Origin of the sequence: Mammaliicoccus sp. J-M41 (assembly GCF_022385935.1) — a bacterium.
Taxonomy (GTDB): Bacteria; Bacillota; Bacilli; order Staphylococcales; family Staphylococcaceae; genus Mammaliicoccus; species Mammaliicoccus sciuri_A.
In genome coordinates this window covers 1-24,080 of sequence record NZ_JAJNIR010000025.1, presented here as the reverse complement: position 1 = coordinate 24,080, position 24,080 = coordinate 1, and the positions used below count along the sequence as shown (strand labels likewise).

The 24,080-nt window shown below is 32.6% G+C and carries 20 protein-coding genes, 1 pseudogene and 1 riboswitch; of the genes and pseudogenes, 20 read left to right on the top strand and 1 reads right to left on the bottom strand.

Translation table 11 applies throughout. The annotated features are described in order from the left end of the window. Window positions 1-49 precede the first annotated feature (49 nt). The 15 genes from LQ686_RS09775 (at window position 50) to hfq (ending at window position 18,650) form a co-directional block, all read left to right on the top strand. Window positions 50-1,774 (top strand): ABC transporter ATP-binding protein, encoded by a 1,725-nt coding sequence (locus LQ686_RS09775; protein WP_107618020.1) that lies wholly within the window; start codon window positions 50-52, stop codon window positions 1,772-1,774. Beyond that, the gene (locus tag LQ686_RS09770) at window positions 1,771-3,615 is read left to right on the top strand and encodes an ABC transporter ATP-binding protein (protein ID WP_025905603.1); all 1,845 of its coding nucleotides are present in this window, start codon (window positions 1,771-1,773) and stop codon (window positions 3,613-3,615) included. Before LQ686_RS09775 ends, LQ686_RS09770 begins: the two co-directional genes overlap by 4 nt. A 14-nt stretch (window positions 3,616-3,629) precedes the next feature. After that, on the top strand, window positions 3,630-4,139 hold the full coding sequence (locus LQ686_RS09765; RefSeq protein ID WP_107565700.1) for a GNAT family N-acetyltransferase: 510 nt from the start codon (window positions 3,630-3,632) through the stop codon (window positions 4,137-4,139). Between the two features lie 117 nt (window positions 4,140-4,256). Beyond that, window positions 4,257-5,792 carry a tRNA (N6-isopentenyl adenosine(37)-C2)-methylthiotransferase MiaB gene (miaB, locus tag LQ686_RS09760; RefSeq protein WP_025905605.1) on the top strand — a complete coding sequence of 512 codons (1,536 nt, stop codon included), beginning with the start codon at window positions 4,257-4,259 and terminating at the stop codon, window positions 5,790-5,792. After that, entirely contained in the window at window positions 5,793-6,224 is a 432-nt protein-coding gene (locus LQ686_RS09755) for a YlbF/YmcA family competence regulator (RefSeq protein ID WP_025905606.1), read from the top strand. A gap of 8 nt (window positions 6,225-6,232) precedes the next feature. Beyond that, window positions 6,233-6,324, top strand: a riboswitch (TPP riboswitch). Between the two features lie 65 nt (window positions 6,325-6,389). Continuing rightward, a complete protein-coding gene (thiW, locus tag LQ686_RS09750; protein WP_025905607.1) occupies window positions 6,390-6,890 on the top strand; it encodes an energy coupling factor transporter S component ThiW in 501 nt (166 codons plus the stop codon). 140 nt (window positions 6,891-7,030) lie between these two features. Then, on the top strand, window positions 7,031-9,556 hold the full coding sequence (mutS, locus tag LQ686_RS09745) for a DNA mismatch repair protein MutS (RefSeq protein ID WP_107565699.1): 2,526 nt from the start codon (window positions 7,031-7,033) through the stop codon (window positions 9,554-9,556). Window positions 9,557-9,570: 14 nt separating this feature from the next. Next, window positions 9,571-11,541, top strand: coding sequence for a DNA mismatch repair endonuclease MutL (gene mutL / locus LQ686_RS09740; RefSeq protein WP_151359358.1), 1,971 nt, complete (start codon window positions 9,571-9,573; stop codon window positions 11,539-11,541). 9 nt (window positions 11,542-11,550) lie between these two features. Beyond that, window positions 11,551-12,084, top strand: a complete 534-nt coding sequence (locus LQ686_RS09735; RefSeq protein WP_025905610.1) for a glycerol-3-phosphate responsive antiterminator — start codon at window positions 11,551-11,553, stop codon at window positions 12,082-12,084. A 190-nt stretch (window positions 12,085-12,274) separates the two neighbouring features. Then, window positions 12,275-13,093, top strand: a complete 819-nt coding sequence (locus LQ686_RS09730) for an MIP/aquaporin family protein (RefSeq protein ID WP_025905611.1) — start codon at window positions 12,275-12,277, stop codon at window positions 13,091-13,093. A gap of 26 nt (window positions 13,094-13,119) precedes the next feature. After that, window positions 13,120-14,613, top strand: a complete 1,494-nt coding sequence (gene glpK / locus LQ686_RS09725) for a glycerol kinase GlpK (RefSeq protein WP_049318999.1) — start codon at window positions 13,120-13,122, stop codon at window positions 14,611-14,613. A 114-nt stretch (window positions 14,614-14,727) separates the two neighbouring features. Beyond that, window positions 14,728-16,404, top strand: a complete 1,677-nt coding sequence (locus tag LQ686_RS09720) for a glycerol-3-phosphate dehydrogenase/oxidase (RefSeq protein ID WP_025905613.1) — start codon at window positions 14,728-14,730, stop codon at window positions 16,402-16,404. A gap of 132 nt (window positions 16,405-16,536) precedes the next feature. Next, complete coding sequence (locus LQ686_RS09715; RefSeq protein ID WP_158011181.1) at window positions 16,537-17,484, top strand: alpha/beta fold hydrolase; 948 nt, start codon at window positions 16,537-16,539, stop codon at window positions 17,482-17,484. Then, window positions 17,477-18,406, top strand: coding sequence for a tRNA (adenosine(37)-N6)-dimethylallyltransferase MiaA (gene miaA, locus LQ686_RS09710; RefSeq protein ID WP_107565698.1), 930 nt, complete (start codon window positions 17,477-17,479; stop codon window positions 18,404-18,406). The genes LQ686_RS09715 and miaA overlap by 8 nt, the downstream gene beginning before the upstream one ends. Before the next feature lie 13 nt (window positions 18,407-18,419). After that, window positions 18,420-18,650: an RNA chaperone Hfq gene (hfq, locus tag LQ686_RS09705; protein WP_025905616.1), complete on the top strand. Its 231-nt coding sequence runs from the start codon at window positions 18,420-18,422 to the stop codon at window positions 18,648-18,650. Window positions 18,651-18,716: 66 nt separating this feature from the next. On the opposite strand, the gene LQ686_RS09700 is transcribed toward hfq, so the two are convergent. Further along, complete coding sequence (locus tag LQ686_RS09700; RefSeq protein WP_107596759.1) at window positions 18,717-19,190, bottom strand: glutathione peroxidase; 474 nt, start codon at window positions 19,188-19,190, stop codon at window positions 18,717-18,719. A gap of 109 nt (window positions 19,191-19,299) precedes the next feature. Between LQ686_RS09700 and hflX the strand changes: the two genes are divergently transcribed. The 5 genes and pseudogenes from hflX to LQ686_RS09675 all read left to right on the top strand — a co-directional run bounded on the left by hflX (window position 19,300) and on the right by LQ686_RS09675 (window position 23,948). Continuing rightward, the gene (gene hflX / locus LQ686_RS09695; protein WP_107596758.1) at window positions 19,300-20,538 is read left to right on the top strand and encodes a GTPase HflX; all 1,239 of its coding nucleotides are present in this window, start codon (window positions 19,300-19,302) and stop codon (window positions 20,536-20,538) included. Window positions 20,539-20,549: 11 nt separating this feature from the next. After that, window positions 20,550-21,797, top strand: a complete 1,248-nt coding sequence (locus LQ686_RS09690; RefSeq protein WP_107573047.1) for a methionine gamma-lyase family protein — start codon at window positions 20,550-20,552, stop codon at window positions 21,795-21,797. Between the two features lie 86 nt (window positions 21,798-21,883). Then, a pseudogene (locus tag LQ686_RS09685) lies at window positions 21,884-22,121 on the top strand (MerR family transcriptional regulator); the annotation flags it as partial. Between the two features lie 137 nt (window positions 22,122-22,258). Next, window positions 22,259-23,599 (top strand): type I glutamate--ammonia ligase, encoded by a 1,341-nt coding sequence (gene glnA, locus LQ686_RS09680; protein WP_025905621.1) that lies wholly within the window; start codon window positions 22,259-22,261, stop codon window positions 23,597-23,599. An 88-nt stretch (window positions 23,600-23,687) separates the two neighbouring features. Then, the gene (locus tag LQ686_RS09675; protein ID WP_239733301.1) at window positions 23,688-23,948 is read left to right on the top strand and encodes a hypothetical protein; all 261 of its coding nucleotides are present in this window, start codon (window positions 23,688-23,690) and stop codon (window positions 23,946-23,948) included. Window positions 23,949-24,080: the final 132 nt, after the last annotated feature.

The following is a 24,080-nucleotide window of genomic DNA, read 5'->3' as shown; positions in this document are numbered from 1 at the left end:
GAAGAAAAGGAGAATGTTATAGGAAAATATATTAAAGGGGATATGTAAATTGAAAACGGTACTTAAATTTATTAGACCGTATAAATGGTTGTTTATAATCGGTTTAATATTAATGTTAGTAGAATTAGCGGTTGAACTTATTCAGCCCATTTTTATATCAGAAATTATTGATAACGGCATTTTAAAGAATGATTTGAACCACGTATATTTATATTTAGTGATTATGCTTGTAACAGGATTAGTAGCCCTATTATCCGGGATATGGAATAGTTTTGTTGCGGGGCATGTATCTCAAGCATTTGCTTATGATTTAAGAACTGAACAATTTAAGAAAATCCAGTCTTTTTCTTTAGCAACATTAGAAAGGTTTAAGACTTCAAGTTTAATTACGAGGTTAACAAGTGATGTAACCAATTGTGACCAAGCAGTATATATGTCTATTAGAATTATGTTACGAGCGCCTTTAATGATTATTGGGAGTATTATATTAAGTTTTGCAGTCGAACCGAAATTAGCAATTTATTTAGTAATAGGATCTCCGATTATTTTCATTATTATATTTGTAATTGCTCGAAAAGGATCTAAATTATTCACAAAAATTCAAAGAAAATTTGATGAAATGAATAGATTTTTCCAACAGAATTTAGAAGCCGTTAGATTAATCAAAGCGAGCCAAACGAGCAAACAAGAAATCAATCAATTTAATGAAAAAATAACAGATATTAGAAGCAATTATACATACGCATTACGTCTCATGGAATTTATCAATCCATCATTATTATTGATTATAAATGGCAGTATATTAGCTGTTGTATGGTTTGGTTCAGATATGGTCGATCATTCTACTTTAGAAGTCGGTAAATTAGTTGCGATATTAAATTATGGTATGAGAATGCAAGGTGGATTTGGAATGCTTGCTTTCTTAATCATGACACTCAGCAGAATGAAAGCATCAAGTGAACGAATTGAAGAAGTATTAATTACACCATCTGATGAAAAAGTGTTTAATAATGAAATTGAACATAGTTCAAATTATGCATATCCAATTCAATTTAAAGATGTTTCTTTCACGTATCCAAATAGTCATAAACCTGTTTTAGAACATATATCATTTGAAGTGAAACCGAGAGAAACTTTTGCCATTATGGGATCTACAGGTTCTGGTAAATCAACGTTACTCAGTTTGATACCTAAAATGTATAAAGCGACATCTGGAGAAATATTGCTTAACAATAAAAACGTAAACGATTGGGAAATTGAATCTTTAAGAGATGCAATTGGATATGTACCTCAAAAAGCATTGTTATTCTCGGGAACAATTTATGAGAATCTGCAATTTGGAGACCCATCAGCCGAAAGTGAAATGTTAGAATTATCTTCAGAAAAAGCGCAAATACACCAATCTATCGAACGTTTCGATAATCAATATGATACGATGATTGGTCAACAAGGTGTGACGTTATCAGGTGGTCAAAAGCAAAGACTATCTATTGCTAGAGCACTCGTAAGGAAACCAGGTTTATTAATTTTAGATGATTCAACATCAGCATTAGATATTAAGACAGAATCTGCTTTATGGGATGCATTGGAAGATGAAGAAACGACGAAATTAATTGTGACGCAAAAAATTTCAACTGCTCAAACAGCTGATCGAATCATGTTACTAGTCGATGGACGTATTGAAGCGATTGGGACACATGAATCACTATTAGAAACTTCACCATTGTATAAAGAAATTGCAAGTAGTCAAGAAAGCGCGGTGAGTTCATCATGAGTCTAAGAAATCCTTATGGTCATAAATCAGTATTCAAAGATGAAAATCGTACTCAAAATCCAACTAAGAAGAAAAAAAGAGCTAGAGATACGAAAGGTACATTATTAAATATATGGAAATTAATAGACGAAAAACGAATTCAATTAATTATCGTGATTCTAATGATTATATGTTCATCCATATTAAGTTTAGTTGGACCGTTTTTAATCGGACATATCATTGATACGAAAATTATACCGAAAGAATTAAATGGGCTGCCGCAATATATCGTATTGCTTGCTATTGTATATGTCATGTTGTCGGTTACATCATATATAGGGTCATTTATGATGGTCAGTATTGCCCAGCGCACGGTATATTTATTAAGAAATCAACTCTTTAAACATTTTCAAACTTTACCTGTCGCTTATTATGATCAAAAGCAACACGGTGAACTGATGAGTCGAATGCAAAATGATATTGAAAATGTATCACAAGTATTAAATTCATCATTTATACAGTTTACTTCTAGTGTCGTGACACTCATTGGTACACTTTCAATTATGCTTTATTTAAGTCCTTTACTTACACTATTGACGGTCATTATTATTCCAATCATGTTTATAAGTTTAAGATGGATTACAGCACGAACAAGTGTGTTATATGCTTTACGCCAAAAACAGTATGGAATTATGAATGGATATATCGAGGAAATTGTAAATGGACAAACAGTCGTTAAAGCTTTTTCTCAAGAAAAGTATGTTATAGATACATTTAATGAAAAAGCGAAAGACGTGAGAGAATATAGTTTTTGGTCAATCACATTTGGTGGTTTAATACCAAAAGTGATGAACTATTTAAATAATTTAAGCTTTGCCATTGTAGCTGGTATTGGTGGTATATTAGCACTTAATCAAACTGCTGGTGTTACAGTTGGGGTAATCGTGATTTTCGCTGAATATGCGAGACAGTTTACAAGACCATTATCTGATTTAGCAAACCAATTTAATACAGTATTATCTGCAATAGCAGGTGCTGAACGAGTGTTTGATATAATGGATGAGCCGAGTGAGAAAGATGATAAAGAGGCACAAGATTATCAAAATATTAATGGAGAAATTGAATTCGAACATGTTGAATTCAAATATGATCCTAACCAAAAAGTACCGACTATAAAAGATTTATCTTTTAAAATTAATAACGGTGAATCTGTTGCATTAGTAGGCGCAACTGGTGCAGGTAAGACGACAATCGTGCAACTTATTCTACATTATTATGAAGTGAATAAAGGAAGAATTCTAATTGATGGCATTCCGATTAATAAAATAACGCGTGAATCTTTGAGAAGTTCTATAGGTGTCGTGTTACAAGATTCCTATTTATTTGATGGAACGATTAAAGACAATATTATGTATGGAACGCCAAATGCTACATATGAAGAAGTTGTAGAAGCTGCCAAAAAAGCAAATGCACATGACTTTATAGAAGCTTTAGAAAATGGTTATGATACAGTATTAAAAGGTGAATCTGGTTCGTTATCTCAAGGCGAAAAACAACTTATTTCAATCGCAAGATGTTTACTTCAAGATCCTAAAATACTTTTATTGGATGAAGCAACAAGTAGTATCGATACTGTAACTGAAATTAAAATTCAAGAAGCGTTAGATACATTAATGCAAGGTAGAACGAGTGTTATTATTGCGCACCGTTTAAATACAGTTAAAAAAGCAGACTTAGTCTTTGTATTATCTCACGGTGAATTGATTGAATCTGGCTCACAAGATGCATTGATCGAACAAAAAGGTATTTATTATCATATGTTAAATACAAATGATGATGAGCAAATAAAAGAATTAAACTAAAAGGGGATGCGTTTATGGAATTCAGAGAAATAGATAAAGGTATTGAATCGTTATTCACAGAATATATGAATGAATGGTATGAAAATGAAGAACCGGTAGTTCCATGGGCGACAGATGTTCGTCAACACGGTGGATTTGATAAGATGTTAATCATGTTAGAAGAAGCAATAGCCCCTGTTGATAAAGACTTTGTAAAAGCAAAAACGTATGTACTTATTGATGATGACAAAATTGTTGGCGCTGTAAATATTAGGTATGCATTAAACGACTATTTATATAAAAAAGGTGGACATGTCGGATACGGTGTTAGAAAAAGCGAACGTGGTAAAGGCTATGCGACAAAGTTGTTGAATTATGCAGTTAAGAATTTAAATAATGAAGGTGTTCATTCTGTTCTTGTAACTTGTGATGAATCAAATGATGCAAGTGCGAAAGTCATTATAAATAATAATGGTGTTGAAGATGAACCGTATCAATCAGATGAACATGAAAATACGAGAAGATTTTGGATTAAGCATCTTTAAAATTAAATATTTGATACATGAAATGAAAGTGCAAAAATGTCGGAACATTTTTGCACTTTATGTTGAACTCTAATATAATATATAGGTATAAATATATGGGCAGAAAGGGTTTTGAAATTGAATGAAGAGCAAAGAAAACATGGGGCCAAAGCGAAGACAGAACCTAATTTAGAGAAGGATTATAGCAAGTACTTCGAACATGTTTATCAACCTCCAAATTTAAAGGACGCTAAACAAAGAGGGAAATCACAAGTTGAATATCATGATGATTTTAAAATAGACGAACGACTTAGAGGTATGGGGAAAGGTCGTAAATTCTATATTAGAACATATGGTTGCCAAATGAATGAACATGATACAGAAGTAATGGCTGGTATTTTACAGGCGTTAGGTTTTGGACCGACGAATTCAGTAGATGATGCTGATGTGATATTACTTAATACGTGTGCGATAAGAGAAAATGCTGAAAATAAAGTGTTCAGTGAAATTGGGAATTTAAAGCATCTTAAACAAGAGCGACCAGATTGTTTAATTGGTGTATGTGGATGTATGTCACAAGAAGAATCTGTCGTTAATAAAATTCTTAAATCATACCAGAATGTTGATATGATTTTCGGTACACACAACATCCATAGATTGCCTGAAATTTTAGAAGAAGCATATATGTCTAAAGCGATGGTCGTTGAAGTATGGTCTAAAGAAGGCGACGTCATCGAAAATTTACCTAAAGTAAGAAATGGTAGAATAAAAGCATGGGTAAATATTATGTACGGTTGTGACAAATTCTGTACGTATTGTATTGTACCGTTCACTCGTGGTAAAGAGAGAAGTCGTATGCCTGAAGAAATTATTGCTGAAGTAAGAGACTTAGCAAGACAAGGCTACCAAGAAATATGTTTATTAGGTCAAAATGTAAATGCATACGGGAAAGATATTGAAGGTTTAAATTATGGATTAGGTGATTTGTTAAATGACATCACTAAAATCGATATACCGCGTGTACGTTTTACGACAAGTCACCCTTGGGACTTTGATGATCGTTTAATTGAAGTGATTGCTAATGGCGGTAATATCGTACCTCATATACATTTACCAGTACAGTCTGGAAATAACCAAGTGTTAAAAATTATGGGTAGAAAATATACACGTGAAAGCTATTTAGAATTAGTTCATAAAATAAAAGCAGCAATTCCTGATGTAGCATTGACAACGGATATCATTGTTGGCTATCCTAATGAAACAGAAGAACAATTTTTAGAAACAATAAAGTTGTATCATGAAGTTGGTTTTGAACATGCTTACACGTATGTATATTCTCCGAGAGAAGGTACACCAGCAGCTAAGATGAAAGATAATGTGCCTGATAAAGAGAAAAAAGAAAGACTTCAAAGATTAAATAAAGTAGTTGGCGAATATGCAGCAGAATCATTGAAACCATATGAAGGACAAGAAGTATTTGTTTTATGTGAAGGTTCAAGTAAGAGAGATGAAGCGGTATTAGCAGGCTATACTGAAAAGAATAAATTAGTTAATTTTAAAGCACCAAAAGATGTAATTGGCAAAATCGTAAAAGTAAAAATTACTGAAGCAAAACAATATTCATTAAATGGTGAATTTATAGATGTTGTATCTAAAGAAAAGGTGGTACATTAAATGTATACAAAAGATGATATTTTAGAACAAGCACGTAAACTAGGGAAAATGATGTCAGAAACAGAAGAAGTAGATTTCTTTAAACGTGCAGAAGCGCAAATCCATGAGAATCAAACAGTCAGAGAAAAAATGGCGAGTTTGAAATCTTTACAAAAACAAGCAGTTAATTTCCAAAACTATGGTAAAGATAAAGCTTTAGCTATGGTTGAAGAAAAAATTAAAAATATTGAAAAAGAATTAGATGAAATGCCAATTGTAAGTGAATTTAAAGAAGCACAAGTTGAAGTAAATGAACTTTTACAAATGGTATCTCATTCAATTAGCCACACAGTTACAAATGAAATTATTGAATCAACAGGTGGTAATCAACTTACTGGTGAAACTGGTGCAGCCGTTAGAAATGCACCAAACACAAGTAGCTGTTCAAATTAAGATTTAACATATTGCACACACGGTGCCTAACAAGGCTGAGAATATACGTGTAGATTTGATCCAGGTAATACTGGCGTAGAGATTGTGCAACTAAAGATTATATATGCTCATAATCATTAGTCTGCCAATACGTAGACTAATGATTTTTTATTTGGAGGAAATATAATGAAGAAGACTAAATTAATGACTTTAACCGCAATATTAACAACAATAAATGTTGTCTTTAGTACATTTATCACGATACCAATAGGTCCAATAAAAGCATTGCCAATGCAACATTTCATTAATGTTATATCAGCCGTATTTCTTGGACCATGGTATGGCTTAGCGCAAGCTTTGTTATCTTCGTTTATTAGAATCTTACTAGGTTTAGGCACGATTTTTGCTTTTCCAGGCAGTATGATAGGCGTATTATTAGCAAGTTTACTTTATAAATATCGCAAACAATTATCGATTGCATCTTTAGGAGAAGTTATAGGTACAGGTGTGATAGGTAGCTTCGTTTGTATTCCGATAGGTTGGTTACTAGGATTAGGGAAAATTGCATTTTGGCCATTATTTTTATCATTTTTCTTTAGTAGTCTAATAGGCGCTATCGCAAGTTATATATTATTAAAAGCTTTTGAAAAAAGAGGTATATTAAAGAAATTAAAAAATGATACTTAAAGTTATATCATGAATTAAAGGGCGTGAAGCATAAATTGCTTTATTACGCTCTTTTTTTAATAAATAAACATACTCGTTTAATAGTAGAAATTTTGATAAAATAGATAAATCGAAAGTTAAAAAAAGGAACGTGAATAAAGATGTCTAAACCAACGCCGATGATGGCTCAATATTTAAAGATAAAATCTCAATATCAAGATACATTATTATTTTTCAGATTAGGTGATTTTTATGAAATGTTCTACGATGATGCAATTGAAGCATCGAGAGTTTTGGAAATAACACTAACAAGAAGAGATGCTAAGAAAGATCCAATTCCAATGTGCGGGGTACCATATCATTCTGCTTCTGGATATATTGAAAAACTTATTTCAAAAGGTTATAAAGTCGCGATTTGTGAACAAATGGAAGATCCGACACAAACTAAAGGAATGGTTCGTAGAGAAGTTGTGCAAGTCATAACGCCAGGTACGGTCATGGATCAAAAGGGTATGGACGAAAAAACAAATAATTATATATTAGGATTTATAAAAGAAGACGGAGAGTTTCATTTAAGTTACTGTGATGTCACAACAGGTGAATTAAAAGTAACATCATTTGTTGATGAAACAACTTTAATTAATGAAATTACAACGATTCACCCTAATGAGATTATTGTTAATAAAGTGTTACCAGATAATTTATATAAACAAATTCAGCTTATAACTGAAACAATCACAGTTATTGATAGCTATGAAGAACGAGATTATGAAGTTGTCACGGGCACATCTCACGCTCAAAAAAGATCATTAAATTATTTATTAAATTATATTCATGATAATGGTAAACGCGATATGCCACATTTAGAAGAAGTTGTCGTATATAGAGCTTTAGATTATATGAAAATGGACTTTTACGCGAAACGAAATCTTGAATTAACAGAAAGTATCAGACTTAAATCTAAAAAAGGTACATTATTATGGTTGATGGATGATACGAAAACACCTATGGGCGCAAGAAGATTAAAGCAATGGATAGATCGACCGCTTATCAACCAAAGAGATATCGAACAAAGATTAGATGCTGTTGAACAATTAGTGAATGGTTTTATTGAACGTGATGAACTTAGAAGTTATTTGAATATGGTATATGATATTGAAAGATTAGTCGGAAGAGTTAGCTATGGCAATGTGAATGCTAAAGATTTAGTACAGTTGAATTATTCAATAAAGCAAATTCCATATGTTAAAGAAATTATTGAAAGATTAGACTCAAAGTCTATAGACCGATTTAAAGATCTTGAACCATTAAATGATTTAGAACGATTATTAGATGAAAGTTTAGTAGAAGATCCACCTATTTCTGTTAAAGAAGGTGGCATATTTAAAAAAGGCTTTAATGAAACACTAGATCAATATAAAGAAGCTTCAACAAACGGTAAGCAATGGATAGCAGAATTACAATTAAAAGAACGTGAACGAACGGGTGTAAAATCATTAAAAGTAAGTTTTAACAAAGTTTTTGGGTACTATATTGAAATTACAAAAGCAAATTTAAATCATATTGATACAGATGCTCTAGGATATCAACGTAAGCAAACATTATCAAATGCTGAACGATTTATTACTGAAGAATTAAAAGAAAAAGAATCTATCATTTTAGGTGCAGAAGATAAAGCAATCGAACTAGAATATCAACTATTCCTTGATTTAAGACAAGAAGTGAAAGCTTATACTGAAAAGTTACAAGCACAAGCTAAATTACTATCAGAAATAGACTGTTTACAAAGCTTTGCTGAAATTGCGCAAAAATATCATTATACTCGTCCAATCTTTAGTAAAGATAAAACGTTATCACTTAAATCATCGCGACATCCGGTTGTTGAACGCGTAATGGATCATAATGACTATGTTCCAAATGACTGTTATTTAGATAAAGAAGGTTTTATCTATTTAATAACAGGACCAAATATGTCTGGTAAGAGTACGTATATGCGTCAAATAGCTATTATTAGTATTATGGCTCAAATGGGAGCATATGTGCCTGCAGATTATGCGCAATTGCCAATATTTGATCAAATTTTTACAAGAATTGGTGCAGCAGATGATTTAGTATCAGGCAAAAGTACATTTATGGTCGAAATGTTAGAAGCTGAAAAAGCTATGGTAGGAGCAACTGAAGATAGCTTAATTATATTTGATGAAATCGGAAGAGGAACATCTACATTTGATGGTCTAGCGCTTGCACAGTCTATGATTGAATATGTACATCATCATACAAAAGCAAAAACATTATTCTCCACACATTATCATGAGTTAACACATTTAGATGAAACGTTATCTGGACTTAAAAATATTCACGTAGCTGCACAAGAATATCAAGGAGAATTGATTTTCTTGCATAAAGTAAAAGAAGGTGCGGTTGATCAAAGTTATGGTATTCATGTAGCGAAATTAACGGATTTACCTGATGAAATTATTGAAAGAGCACATACTATTTTACAAGAACTTGAATCTCATACAAAAGTAGAGAAAGAAGCAGATAAGTATGAACAACCGTCATTCCAATTATTTGAAGAACAAGGGCAATCTGAAATTGAAAAGAAACTTAAATCAATTGATTTAATGAACATAACACCTATTGAAGCATTATCAAAACTGCATGAATTACAAAAACAACTTAAATAGAAAGTGTGAGTGCATTGGGAAAAATTAAAGAGCTCGAATTATCTTTAGCCAACAAAATAGCTGCAGGTGAAGTGGTTGAAAGACCAGCTTCTGTTGTAAAAGAATTGTTGGAAAATGCAATTGATGCTCAAGCTACTCAAATTGATATTACGATTAAAGAATCAGGTATTCAATCTATTAGAGTCGTAGATAATGGAACAGGCATTGAAGAAGACGATATAGCCAAAGCATTTGGTAGACATGCGACAAGTAAAATCAATAACGATTATGATTTGTTTCATATTCGTACACTTGGTTTTAGAGGCGAAGCTTTGGCAAGTATTTCATCAGTGAGTAGAGTAACGATGAAGACTTGTACGGATGGTATGCTTGGACATGAAGTACGCGTTGAAAATGGTGAAATCACGAAAAAACAACCTGCTAAAGCTAAAAAAGGTACAGATATTCTTGTTGAAGATTTATTCTATAATACGCCAGCAAGATTAAAATATGTTAAAAGTTTGTATACAGAACTGGGCAAAATTACGGATATAGTCAATAGAATGGCGATGAGCCATCCGAATATCGCATTTAATCTTGTATCAGATGACAAAACAGTTATTTCAACGAATGGCTCAGGAAGAACAAATGAAGTAATGGCTGAAATTTATGGTATGAAAATTGCGAAAGACCTTGTACCAATAAATGGCGAAACAGATGATTACGTCGTAAACGGATTTATTTGTAAACCTGAGCACACGAGAAGTAATCGTCATTATATTTCTATATTTATCAACGGGCGATATATTAAGAACTTTGTACTTAACAAAGCAATTATAGAAGGTTATCATACACTCTTACCAATCGGTAGATATCCAATCGTTTATTTAAATATTGAAATGGATCCGATTTTAGTAGATGTTAACGTACATCCGACTAAACTAGAAGTAAGGCTTTCTAAAGAACAACTACTTTATGATTTGATTAATCAAAAAATTAAAGAAGCATTTAGAGGTATGTCATTAATTCCAGACACATCTTTAGAAAAGCAAAAACCTGAAAAATCACAAAAAGAAATTTTTGAACAACAAAAAATAGATTTTGAAGCTAAAAGAAATCAAAATATAACTCAACAGCAGCAAGTTTCTCATAAAAGTGAAAGTGTTGAAGAAATTGAAAAAACAAATGACGCTACTAGCAGAGAACCTTCACCTTCTTGGCAATTTAAAGATAAGACAGAACATCATTCGGTTATACAAGAAGATACTATCAAACAAGAAGATAATAGAGATATAGATGTTCAGCATGATGAACCCGAGCATATTGAAAATAATGAAGAAACTTATGAAGTTCAAGATACAGTAGAATATGTTGATACACCATATCAAGCGCCAATTGAAGAAGAACAAGTATCTGAAGCGCCACGTGTACCGTATATGGAAGTTGTAGGTCAAGTACACGGAACATATATTGTGGCACAAAATGATACAGGCATGTTTATGATTGATCAACATGCAGCACAAGAACGAATTAAATATGAATTTTTCAAAGAAAAAATCGGTGAAGTCACAAACGAAACACAAAGTTTATTGTTGCCACTAACATTTAATTTCTCTAAAGACGAACACATGATTATTGAAAAGTATTTACAATCCTTAGCTGAAGCGGGCGTATTTTTAGAACCAATTGGTCATCATGATTATATGGTTAGCGAATACCCAGTTTGGTTGCCAAATGTTGATGCAGAAGAAATAATCAAAGATATGATCGATTACGTGTTAAATCATGAAAAAGTTGATATTAAAAAATTAAGAGAAGATGCAGCAATTATGATGAGTTGTAAGAAATCTATTAAAGCTAATCATTATTTAAGAAATCATGAAATGAGTCATTTAATAGATGAATTAAGAGAAACAACTGACCCGTTTACTTGTCCGCACGGAAGACCAATTATTATTGAATTAACGACGTATGAATTAGAAAAATTATTTAAACGCGTTATGTAGGAGGATAAAATGAACAAGCATATATTACCGGCTATTCGCTCTATGAAAGATATGGAAAAATTCTTTAAGATGGATTATGAACGATGCGTTTTACTAGATACACATATCGGTCATTTGCAAGGCATTTTAGAGCAAATGAAAAAGCATCAAAAAGAAGTGATGCTACACATTGATTTAATAAAAGGTTTATCAAATGATGAAGCGGCTGTTGAATATGTTATACAACAATATAAACCACATGGCATTATATCAACGAAATCAAAAATTATTAAACGTGCCAAAAAACTAAATACGTTAACGATATTACGTGTGTTCATTCTTGATAGCACAGCGTTAAGTAGAAGTATTGAACTGATTAAACAATCAGACCCTGATTTAGTGGAAGTACTACCAGGTGTTGCTACTAAAGTGATCAAAGAAATTAGTGATAAAACAGGTAAGAGAATTATTGCAGGTGGATTAATTAATACTAAAGAAGAAATTGATTTAGCAATTGAAAGCGGTGCACAATATGTTACGTCTAGCGATATTACAATTTGGTAAATTGATTTGACAACGTTTTCATAAAGTATTATACTTCTAATTAAGTTAATATATGAGATGAGTAAATGAGACCCTCTACGAAAAGAAACTATGCGTTAAATTTGTATAAATTACTATATGAATATGATGTGTAGTTCAACGTAGGGGGCTTTTTATGTATTAGCATATTATATTTCGGAGGGTGTTTAATATGAGTGAATTTTTAGGCGAATTAATTGGTACAGCCATCTTAATATTATTTGGTGGCGGTGTATGTGCTAACGTCAATCTAAAAGGGGCACTTGGTAAAGGTGCAGACTGGATTGTTATTTCATTAGGTTGGGGGCTAGCTGTTATGCTTGGTGTTTATGCAGTTGGTAATGTTTCCGGGGCACATTTAAACCCAGCTGTTACGCTTGGCTTTGCAATTGACGGATCATTCCCATGGTCTAAAGTTGTTCCATTTATTGTGGCTCAAATGATTGGTGCTATGATTGGTGCATTTTTAGTATGGGCTACTTATTTACCACACTGGAAAAAAACTGAAGATCAAGGTGCTAAGTTAGGTGTATTCTCAACTGGTCCATCTTATCCAAACTATGTAGCAAACTTCTTAAGTGAGATTATTGGAACTATGATCTTAGTTATGGGATTATTATTTATAGGAACTAATAAATTTACTGATGGCTTAAATCCTTTAATTGTTGGTTTATTAATCGTAGCAATTGGTTTAAGTTTAGGTGGTGCGACAGGTTATGCGATTAACCCAGCTCGTGATATCGGACCACGTATCATGCATATGCTATTACCAATTCCGGGTAAAGGAAGTTCAAATTGGAAATATGCAATTGTGCCGATTTTAGGACCGATTTCAGGTGGTATGTTAGGTGCAGCATTATTTAATATTTTATTTAACGGGGTTGTAAACGGTTTCGTTATATTCTCAATCATCTTTACAGTGATTGTCGTATTGTCTGGTATTTTCTTAAATAAATCAATACTTAAAGATGAAGTTTCAGAAATTCTGTAATATACAAATTTATAGGAGTGTTTAATATGGAAAAATACATTTTATCAATTGACCAAGGTACAACAAGTTCTAGAGCAATACTTTTTGATAAAGAAGGTACTATCAAATTTGTGAGTCAAAGAGAATTTAAGCAATACTTCCCTAAAGGTGGTTGGGTTGAGCATGATGCGAATGAAATTTGGACTTCAGTATTAGCGGTTATTTCAAGTGTACTTAATGAAAATAACATTAGTCCAAAACAAATCGAAGGTATTGGTATCACAAACCAAAGGGAAACTGCTGTCGTATGGGATAAAAATACTGGACGTCCAGTTTATCATGCAATTGTTTGGCAATCACGACAAACTCAAGACATTTGTACAGAATTAAAATCTAAAGATTTAGAACCAATTTTCAAAGAAAAAACTGGTCTATTATTAGATCCATATTTCTCAGGTACAAAAGTAAAATGGATTCTTGATAATGTTGAAGGTGCTAGAGAAAAAGCTGAAAACGGCGATTTATTATTCGGAACAATTGATACTTGGTTAATCTGGAAATTTACAGGTGACGTTCATGTAACAGATTATTCAAACGCAAGTAGAACATTAATGTATAACATTTATGACTTGAAATGGGACGAAGAATTATTAGAATATCTTGATGTTCCAGCTTCTATGTTGCCAGAAGTTAAACCTTCAAGTGAAGTATATGGTTATACTCAAGAACATCACTTCTTCGGTGAGAAAATTGCAATCGCTGGTGTAGCAGGTGACCAACAAGCTGCATTATTCGGACAAGCTTGCTTCGAAAGTGGAGAAGTTAAGAACACATACGGTACTGGTGGATTTATGTTAATGAACACTGGTGAAAAAGCTGTAAAATCTGAAAGTGGCTTATTAACAACTTTAGCTTATGGTCTAGACGGAAAAGTAAACTACGCATTAGAAGGTAGTATTTTCGTATCAGGATCAGCTATTCAGTGGTTAAGAGATGGTTTAAGAATGATTAAATCAGCACCAGCTTCAGAAGATTATGCTAATCGTGTTAAATCTACAGAAGGCGTATACGTCGTACCAGCGTTTGTTGGTTTAGGTACACCTTATTGGGATGCAGATGCTAGAGGTGCAATCTTCGGCTTAACACGTGGTACTGAAAAAGAACATTTCATTAGAGCAACTTTAGAATCATTATGTTACCAAACTAGAGATGTGTTAGAAGCAATGGAAAAAGATTCTGGAATTAATGTTGAAACATTAAGAGTTGATGGCGGTGCTGTTAAGAATAATTTCTTAATGCAATTCCAAGCTGATATTGTAAATACGCCAGTAGAAAGACCAGAAGTAAATGAAACAACTGCATTAGGTGCAGCATACTTAGCTGGATTAGCAGTAGGTTTCTGGAAATCTAAAGATGAGATAAAACAACGTTGGAAATTAGAAACAGAATTCAAACCTGAACTTGAAGAAGAAGAACGTGAAAAACTTTATAAAGGTTGGAAAACTGCAGTAAAAGCCACTCAAGCTTTTAAATTAGATTAAGTTGTGTTATCATATAGTTAAGTTAATATTTCGTAGAGACATGAGAGGCTTTGTTCGTACATTTTTGTAGGGATAAGTCTCTCATTTTTTTACATTTTATAGGAGGAAATGGTTATGCAACAATTATCAGCATTAAATCGTAATCAAGTTAAAGATCAACTTAAAAATACTGAATATGACGTAGTTGTCATCGGTGGAGGAATCACTGGTGCAGGTATCGCTTTAGATGCAGCGCAACGTGGTATGAAAGTAGCATTAGTAGAAATGCAAGACTTTGCACAAGGTACAAGTTCTAGAAGTACGAAATTAGTTCATGGTGGATTACGTTACTTAAAACAATTCCAAGTTGGCGTAGTTGCTGAAACTGGTAAAGAAAGAGCGATCGTTTATGAAAATGGTCCTCACGTAACAACACCAGAATGGATGTTATTACCTTTACACAAAGGCGGTAGCATGGGTCCATTTACAACATCAATCGGCTTGAAAGTTTATGATTTCTTAGCAGGTGTTAAAAAAGCTGAACGTCGTACAATGTTAAACAGAGAAGAAACAATTAAGAAAGAACCACTTGTAAAACAAGACGGTTTAAAAGCTGGTGGTTACTATGTTGAGTACCGTACAGATGATGCTCGTTTAACAATTGAAGTTATGAAACGCGCACGTGAATTTGGTGCAGATATCATTAACTATGCTAAATCAAATAAATTCTTATATAACAAAAAGAAAAAAGTATCAGGTATCGAAGTAACTGATTTATTACAAAATGAAATTTTCGAAATTAAAGGTAAAAGAGTTATCAATGCTGCAGGTCCATGGGTTGATGAAGTACGTGGTAAAGACTATTCAACAAACAATAAACAACTTAGATTAACTAAAGGTGTTCATATTGTAATAGACCAAAGCGTATTCCCATTAGGTCAAGCTGTATATTTTGATACAGAAAATGATGGCAGAATGATTTTCGCAATTCCTAGAGATGGAAAAGCTTACGTTGGTACTACTGATACAATTTATGATAATGATAAATCTTCTCCTAAAGTTACAGAAGAAGATCGTCAATATTTATTAGATGCTATTCACTATATGTTCCCAACTGTAAAAGTTGAAGATAAAGATATCGAATCAACATGGGCTGGTGTTAGACCATTAATCTTTGAAAAAGGTAAAGATCCATCAGAAATTTCTCGTAAAGATGAAATTTGGGAAGGCGATTCAGGCTTACTTACAATCGCTGGTGGTAAATTAACAGGTTACCGTCATATGGCTCAAGACATTGTTGATTTATTAAGTAAACGTCTTAAAGAAGAATATAAATTATCATTCAAACCTTGTCGTACAAAAGAAACTTACATTTCTGGCGGTAACGTTGGTGGTAGTAAAAATTATGAATCATTCGTTGAAAGTAAAGTTAAAGAAGCTAAAAACTACAACTTATCAGAAGATGCAGCACGTTATTTAGCTAGAAAATACGGATCTAATGTAGATGAAGTATTTGCTATTGCACATGCTACACAAGTTGCAGATGTTAACCTACCAATCGAAGTATATGCTGAAGTTATTTACAGCATTCAAAAAGAAATGGTTCATAAACCAACTGACTTCTTAGTACGTCGTTCAGGTCGTTTATACTTTGATATTCAATATGTATTAGATCATAAAGATGCGATAGTTGAAGTAATGGCTCAAGTATTAAATTATGATAATGATACTAAACGCGTTTATAAAGATGAATTAGAACAAGCTATTAAAGAAGCGGTTAATCCAAATGATCAACCAGCTATAGTTAAATAATTTATAATTTATTTTTTAAACCTGCTGACAACTTTTTGTCGGCAGGTTTTTTATATTATATGATGGATTTGTGAATATATTTTTAAGCGCTATAGATTTTGCTATAATGTCTTATAAGGGAGGCGCATGTCTTTGAGACGATTTAATCATAGAATTACATTATCTACAGAACAAACTTTAGAAGTTACAATTGATAAAACGGATGAAAAACCTTATGGAATTATACATATACTGCATGGTGTGGCTGAACATAAAGATAGATATGATGCAGTAGCAGAATATTTATGTAAAAGAGGCTTTCATGTTATACGTCATAACCACCGAGGTCATGGTATGAACATAGAAGCTTCTTCAAGAGGTCATTTTAATGCATTACAAGATTTAGTCGACGACGTTAAAGAAGTAAGGGATACATTTAAAAATGAACTTAATCCGGAATTGCCATTTATATTACTTGGCCATTCTATGGGTTCGTTAGTTGCGAGACAATTTGTTCATGATTATCCAAATGATGTAGATGCTTTGATACTGTCAGGAACGGTTGTTTATCCTAAAATTCAAGGCAAGTTAAACTTATATGCATTAAAGTTTGTGAATTTATTTTTAGGAAGTCGCACAAAATCAAAGTTTATTAATAATATTGCTTTTAAGACAATGAATCGACAACATAAAGATTTAAATAAAGATAATAGATGGTTAAGTCAAAGTGATGAAAATCGTGAGCAATATGAAAAAGATATGTATTCAGGATTTCCGATTTCACATAAAGTACTTCTAGAAACAGTAAAGGCTTCTGTCCAAACTAAGAAAATCAGTTATATTAAACAACAAAATTTAAATATGCCGATTTTACTAGTATCAGGTAAAGAAGATCACTTTGGTGGATTTGGTAATGGTATTAAACAGTTAGCTTCTATTTATAAACGTTCAGGTGTTAAACATGTCACAGTACAATTATATAAAAATAAGCGTCATGAAGTGTTATTTGAGACGAACCGTTATGCAGTGTATGAACATTTATATAATTGGTTGATGGTACAAATTAAACAATTAGAAAAAGAGGAAATAACAAATGAATGAAAAACCATTAATTGCAATAGTAGGACCTACTGCAGTAGGTAAAACAGAATTAAGTATTAAATTAGCCAAAGCTTTAAACGGTGAAGTTATTAATGGTGATGCCTTTCAAATTTATAAAGGTCTAGATATTGGTACAGCTAAAGTGACAGAAGAAGAAAAAGAAGGCGTTGTTCATCATTTAATAGATGTATATGAACCGGATGAACCATATTCAGTTTATCGATTTAAACAAGACTTTGAAAGAATTGTAAAGGATATTCATGATAGAGGTAAAATGCCGATACTTGTCGGTGGAACAGGTTTATATGTACAGTCGGTTTTATATGATTATAACCTTGAAGAAGAGAAAATCAGTTCTGAAAAAATGGAAATTACAAAATATAAATTAAATAAATTATCTAAATGCTCAAATATTGAATTGCACAATTATTTATATGAAATCGACCCAGAAACCGCGTCATCAGTGCATCCGAACAATCGAAAAAGAGTAGAAAGAGCTATTGAATATTACTTAAATACGAAAAAAACTTTAAGTGAAAGAAAGAAAAGCCAGACATTTTCTGGAAAATATAGTACAATATTAATTGGGATAGAAATGTCGCGCGAAACATTATATCAAAGAATTAATATGCGCGTTGACATGATGTTGCAGCGAGGATTATTAAGAGAAGTGTCTAATCTTGTTGAGAAAGGATATCAAGATTCTCAAAGTATGCAAGCAATTGGATATAAAGAATTGGTACCAGTAGTAAATGGAGAAATAGACATAGAAACCTCTACAGAACAAATCAAGCAAAATTCAAGAAGATATGCCAAACGTCAAATGACTTGGTTTAAAAACAAAATGAATGTGACTTGGTTTCAACGGGATAAACAGTCTTTAACAGAAATCGCAGACAACGTAATCCAATTATCCAAGTGAAGGGGAAAGTCATATGGCAGAGAAAGAAAATATTCAAGAAGTTTTACTTAAGAAATTCAAATCAGAAGGAACTGAACTTACGGTATTCTTATTGAATGGATTTCAAATGAAAGGGAAAATTGTCGACTTTGACGACAAAGTTGTATTATTAGATATTCAAGGGAAAGAACATCTAATTTACAAACATGCTATCTCAACTTTCGTAGATGCACAAGATGATGAAAATCAAGATAGCGAACAATAATTGTGTTTCAAATAATAAGCGGCTAGGACATTTTATTGTCTTAGCCGCTTATTTATGTGTAATCAATTATAATACTGCTTCTATTGAACTTCTCAATTGTTCAGGGCTTTTTTGTGGAGAGAATCGATTCACAACTTCTCCATCTTTATTCACTAAGAACTTTGTAAAGTTCCATTTAATTGACCCATTTAAAATACCTTTTTTAGCAGAAGTCAAATATTCATATAGAGGATGTTGTTCTGAACCTTTAACTTTTATTTTTTCATGCATTGGGAAAGTTACACCATAATTTAATTTGCAATTTTGGTATGCTTCATAAGAGTCGCCAGGTTCTTGATTACCAAATTGATTACATGGGAATCCTAACACCAGGAAATCTTGATCTTTATAATCTTGGTATAAAGCTTCTAAACCTTCAAATTGAGGTGTGAACCCACATTCACTTGCTGTATTAACAATTAAAATAGCTTTTCCTTTATACTCAGATAATGAATATTCTTCACCGTTCGTTTTTGCAACAACGAAGTCATAAATTGACATTGCCATCACTCCTTTTCTTAATTCTATTATAATCAAAAATTTATCAAAGTCATATCAATTTGCATGCATGTTTATATGTTAAAATATATTTAAAGTGAGCGTGATAAAAATGAAAAATGATATGAAGTCGACAAAACATGAAACAGAAAAAGTAATCCTGTTAGCAATTCATGATAAAAAAGATGATGAAGCAACATTTAAATCAACAGTTCAAGAATTGGAATCTCTTGCTGTTACAAGCCAACTAGAAGTCATGGAACTCTTCACTCAAAAAAGAGAGCGACCTGATCAACAGTATTATTTTGGTAAAGGTAAAATTGAAGAAGTCATTGAATATATCGAATTGAATGATATTAAAGTGAATGCAGTCATTGCAAATGATGAATTGACAACTGCGCAATCGAAACATTTAGATGAGTTATTTAACACAAAAATTATAGACCGCACTCAATTGATTTTAGAAATTTTTGCGCAAAGAGCTTCAAGTAGAGAAGGTCAATTGCAAGTTGAATTAGCACAGTTAGATTATTTATTGCCGAGATTATCTGGACACGGCAAAAGCTTATCTCGTTTAGGTGGCGGAATTGGTACGAGAGGTCCAGGTGAAACGAAATTAGAAACAGATAGAAGACATATTCGTACTAGAATGAATGAAATAAAGCATCAATTAGAAACAATCGTTTCTCATCGTTCACGTTATAGAGAACGACGTCAACATAATCAAGCATACCAAGTTGCATTAATTGGTTATACAAATGCCGGTAAATCTTCGTGGTTTAATCAGTTATCAAATGATGAAACATTCGAACAAGATTTGTTATTTGCGACTTTAGATCCTAAATCTCGCGCCATTACAATAAATGACGGGTTTAACGTGATACTTTCTGATACAGTTGGGTTTATTCAGAAGTTGCCTACAACATTGATCGCAGCATTTAAATCGACTTTAGAAGAAGCGAAATATGCGCAATTACTCGTTCATGTTGTAGATGCAAGCCATCCACACTATATGGAACAGTATGAAACGGTTATGACTTTAGTTAATCAATTAGATATGGGACATATTCCGATGTTGGTCGTATTTAATAAAAAAGATTTAGCGCCTTCTAATCATTCAGCGATATCAGGACAATCTATATTTGTTTCAGCAAAAGGTTCTAATGATAAAGCTATATTTAAAGAAAAATTAGTCGATATGATTAAAGAAACAATGGATTACTACGAAATGGATATTCCATCAAGGGATGCTGACAAATTATATTGGCAAAAAAAACATACTTTAGTTGAGAAAATGGATTTTGATGAAGAAACAGAAACATATCACATAAAAGGTTATAAACAGAAATAAGAGGTAAACAAATGGAACAGAAATTAAAAGAATTAATTATTGATGTAGAAAAAGAATTAAGACCATACTTTGATCAAATCGAACATAATGCATTAATCGCACAAGAACATGTACTTGATGCATTTCATGAAGTGAAAATTACTGAATCAGACTTAATCGGTACAACTGGATATGGATACGACGATGTAGGTCGAGATCATTTAGAAGATGTTTATAGTAAAGTATTTAAAGCTGAAGACAGTTTAGTAAGACCTCAAATTATTTCAGGTACGCACGCTATTACATTAGCGCTTAACAGCCAACTGAAATATGGAGACGAATTATTATATATTACAGGAACACCTTATGATACGTTATTAGAAGTAATCGGTATAAATGGTAATGGTATAGGAAGTTTTATCGAACAAGGTATCACATACCGAGAAGTACCATTGAAACAAAATGAAATAGATATTCATTCAGTGTTAGAAAATATTAATGAAAATACTAAAGTCATTGCGATACAAAGATCTAAAGGTTATAGTTCGCGACCTTCATTAACAATTGCACAAATTGAACAAGCAATCAATGCGATTAAAGAAACATATCCAGATAAAATTGTCTTTGTAGATAATTGTTATGGAGAATTTGTTGAGGATAAAGAACCCATTGAAATTGGTGCAGATTTAATAGCAGGTTCTTTAATTAAAAATCCAGGAGGTGGTTTAGCTAAAATTGGCGGTTATATTTCAGGAAAAGCTGACCTGATAGAACGTTGTGCATACAGATTAACAGCACCAGGAATTGGTAAAGAAGCGGGCGCATCTTTAGGAAGTTTACCAGAAATGTATCAAGGGTTCTTCTTAGCACCACATGTTGTCAGTCAAAGTTTGAAAGGTGCATTATTCACTTCTCGCTTGCTAGAAAAATTAAATATGACAACGACACCGCATTATCAAGATAAACGTACAGATATTATTCAATCTGTTACTTTTGAAACAAAAGAACAAATGATTGCATTTTGTCAGTCGATACAACACGCATCTCCAATTAATGCGCATTTTAGTCCGATGCCTAGCTATATGCCAGGTTATGAAGATGATGTTATCATGGCTGCAGGTACATTTATTCAAGGATCATCAATTGAGTTAACGGCAGATGGTCCAATTAGACCACCATATGAAGCTTACATTCAAGGTGGCTTAACTTATGAACATGTTAAAATTGCGATAACGCGTGCTGTACAGCATTTAATCAAGCAAAACCTTGTTGAATTATAAAAAGATGTAAGGTTTCCTGACATTCATTTGTTTTCTGAAAATTTATGTGCTAAATTTATAACAAGTTCTTACTAAAGGAGGCGGTCGTGCTGTCAAGAGACATAATCAGAAGAAACATGGCCGTGTTCCCGATTGGTGTCGTAATCAAGTTAACAGAGCTAACAGCCAGACAAATCAGATACTATGAAAGCAATGAGCTCGTTTCGCCCAAAAGGACTGAAGGTAATCAACGGTTATTTTCTTTAAATGACCTTGAACGATTACTGGAAATTAAAAATCTTATCGAAAAGGGATTTAATATGAAAGGGATCAAACAAATTCTTTTAGAAGAAGAAAATGACCTTTCTGAAGAAGAACTGAAGATGAGAGAGCGGGTAATTAGAGGAACTTCTAAAACAGAGGGACCACTTAACCGTGGAGATTTATCAAGATTTTTTAATTAAAAACTGGAGGATAATCACATGGCTAAACAAACTTTTACAAAAGAAGATATTTTTCGTTTTGCTGACGAAGAAAACGTACGTTATTTAAGATTACAATTTACTGACATTTTAGGTACAATTAAAAACGTTGAAGTACCAATTGCACAATTAGAAAAAGTATTAAACAATGAAATGATGTTTGACGGTTCTTCAATTGAAGGATTCGTGCGAATTGAAGAATCGGATATGTATTTATGTCCTGACTTAGACACTTGGGTAATTTTCCCTTGGACTGCAGGAAAAGGCAAAGTAGCACGATTAATTTGTGATATTTACAATCCGGATGGCAAACCATTCCCTGGTGATCCACGTACAAACTTAAAACGTGTATTAAAAGAAATGGAAGAGTTAGGATTTACAGATTTCAACTTAGGACCTGAACCAGAATTCTTCTTATTCAAATTAGATGAAAAAGGAGAACCAACATTAGAATTAAACGATAATGGTGGATACTTCGACTTAGCACCTACAGATTTAGGTGAAAACTGTCGTCGTGATATCGTTCTAGAATTAGAAGATATGGGCTTTGATATTGAAGCAAGTCACCACGAAGTAGCACCTGGTCAACATGAAATCGACTTTAAATATGCAGATGCTATAACAGCATGTGATAACATTCAAACATTCAAACTAGTTGTAAAAACAATTGCACGTAAACATAACTTGCATGCGACATTCATGCCAAAACCATTATTTGGTGTAAACGGAAGCGGAATGCACTTTAACGTTTCATTATTCAAAGGTAAAGAAAATGCATTCTTCGATCCAAATGGAGAAATGCAATTAACTGATGATGCATATCACTTTATTGCTGGTATCTTGAAAAATGCACGTGGATTTACAGCAGTATGTAACCCATTAGTAAATTCATATAAACGTTTAGTGCCTGGTTATGAAGCACCATGTTATATCGCATGGAGTGGTCAAAACCGTTCACCATTAGTAAGAATACCTGTATCTCGCGGATTATCAACTCGTGTTGAAATTCGTTCAGTAGACCCAGCAGCTAACCCTTACTTAGCATTAGCTACTATCCTTGAAGCTGGATTAGATGGTATTAAAAATAAATTAACACCACCAGAATCAGTAGATCAAAACATCTATGAAATGGATAGAGAAGAACGTGAAGCGGTAGGCGTACAAGACTTACCATCAACACTTTATACAGCTGTTAAAGCAATGAAAGAAAATAAAGTTGTTAAACAAGCATTAGGTAATCATATCTATCGCCAATTCATACAATCTAAATCATTAGAGTGGGATTATTACAGAACACAAGTATCAGAATGGGAAAGAGATCAATATATGAAGCAATACTAATTGCTATTAACCCTCAAAGCTTATGCTTTGAGGGTTTTTTTGTCTGGATTTTGGGGGGAGTGTGGGGATGTGTTATAGAAGTTAAAATATGGTGGAGGCGTTAGTAACAAAAGTTGGGCGAAGTGTAACTAAGGCAAGCCATATTAAAAGTTTGAGAGTAGAAATAAAGAATGGGGATTCATATTATAGACAACAAACTGATGAAGAATTAAAAAAAGATTTCACTTCATTCTCTGATGAAAATACAAAGTTATATATTAAAGAAATGAAATGTGCTGATACTATAAGGTTTATCACATATGTTTTACTTATAATAGGATTTTTTGGAATAATATTAAGCCTATATTAAAAAAAGACCACCTACAGAGAGGTGATCTTTAAGTTTGTAGTGGGAGTGTAAAATAAACTGTGTAAGTAGAGAACGTACGACTCTACTTCACAGTTTATTTTTTATATAATCTAGCGCGCTATCGCTTACTAT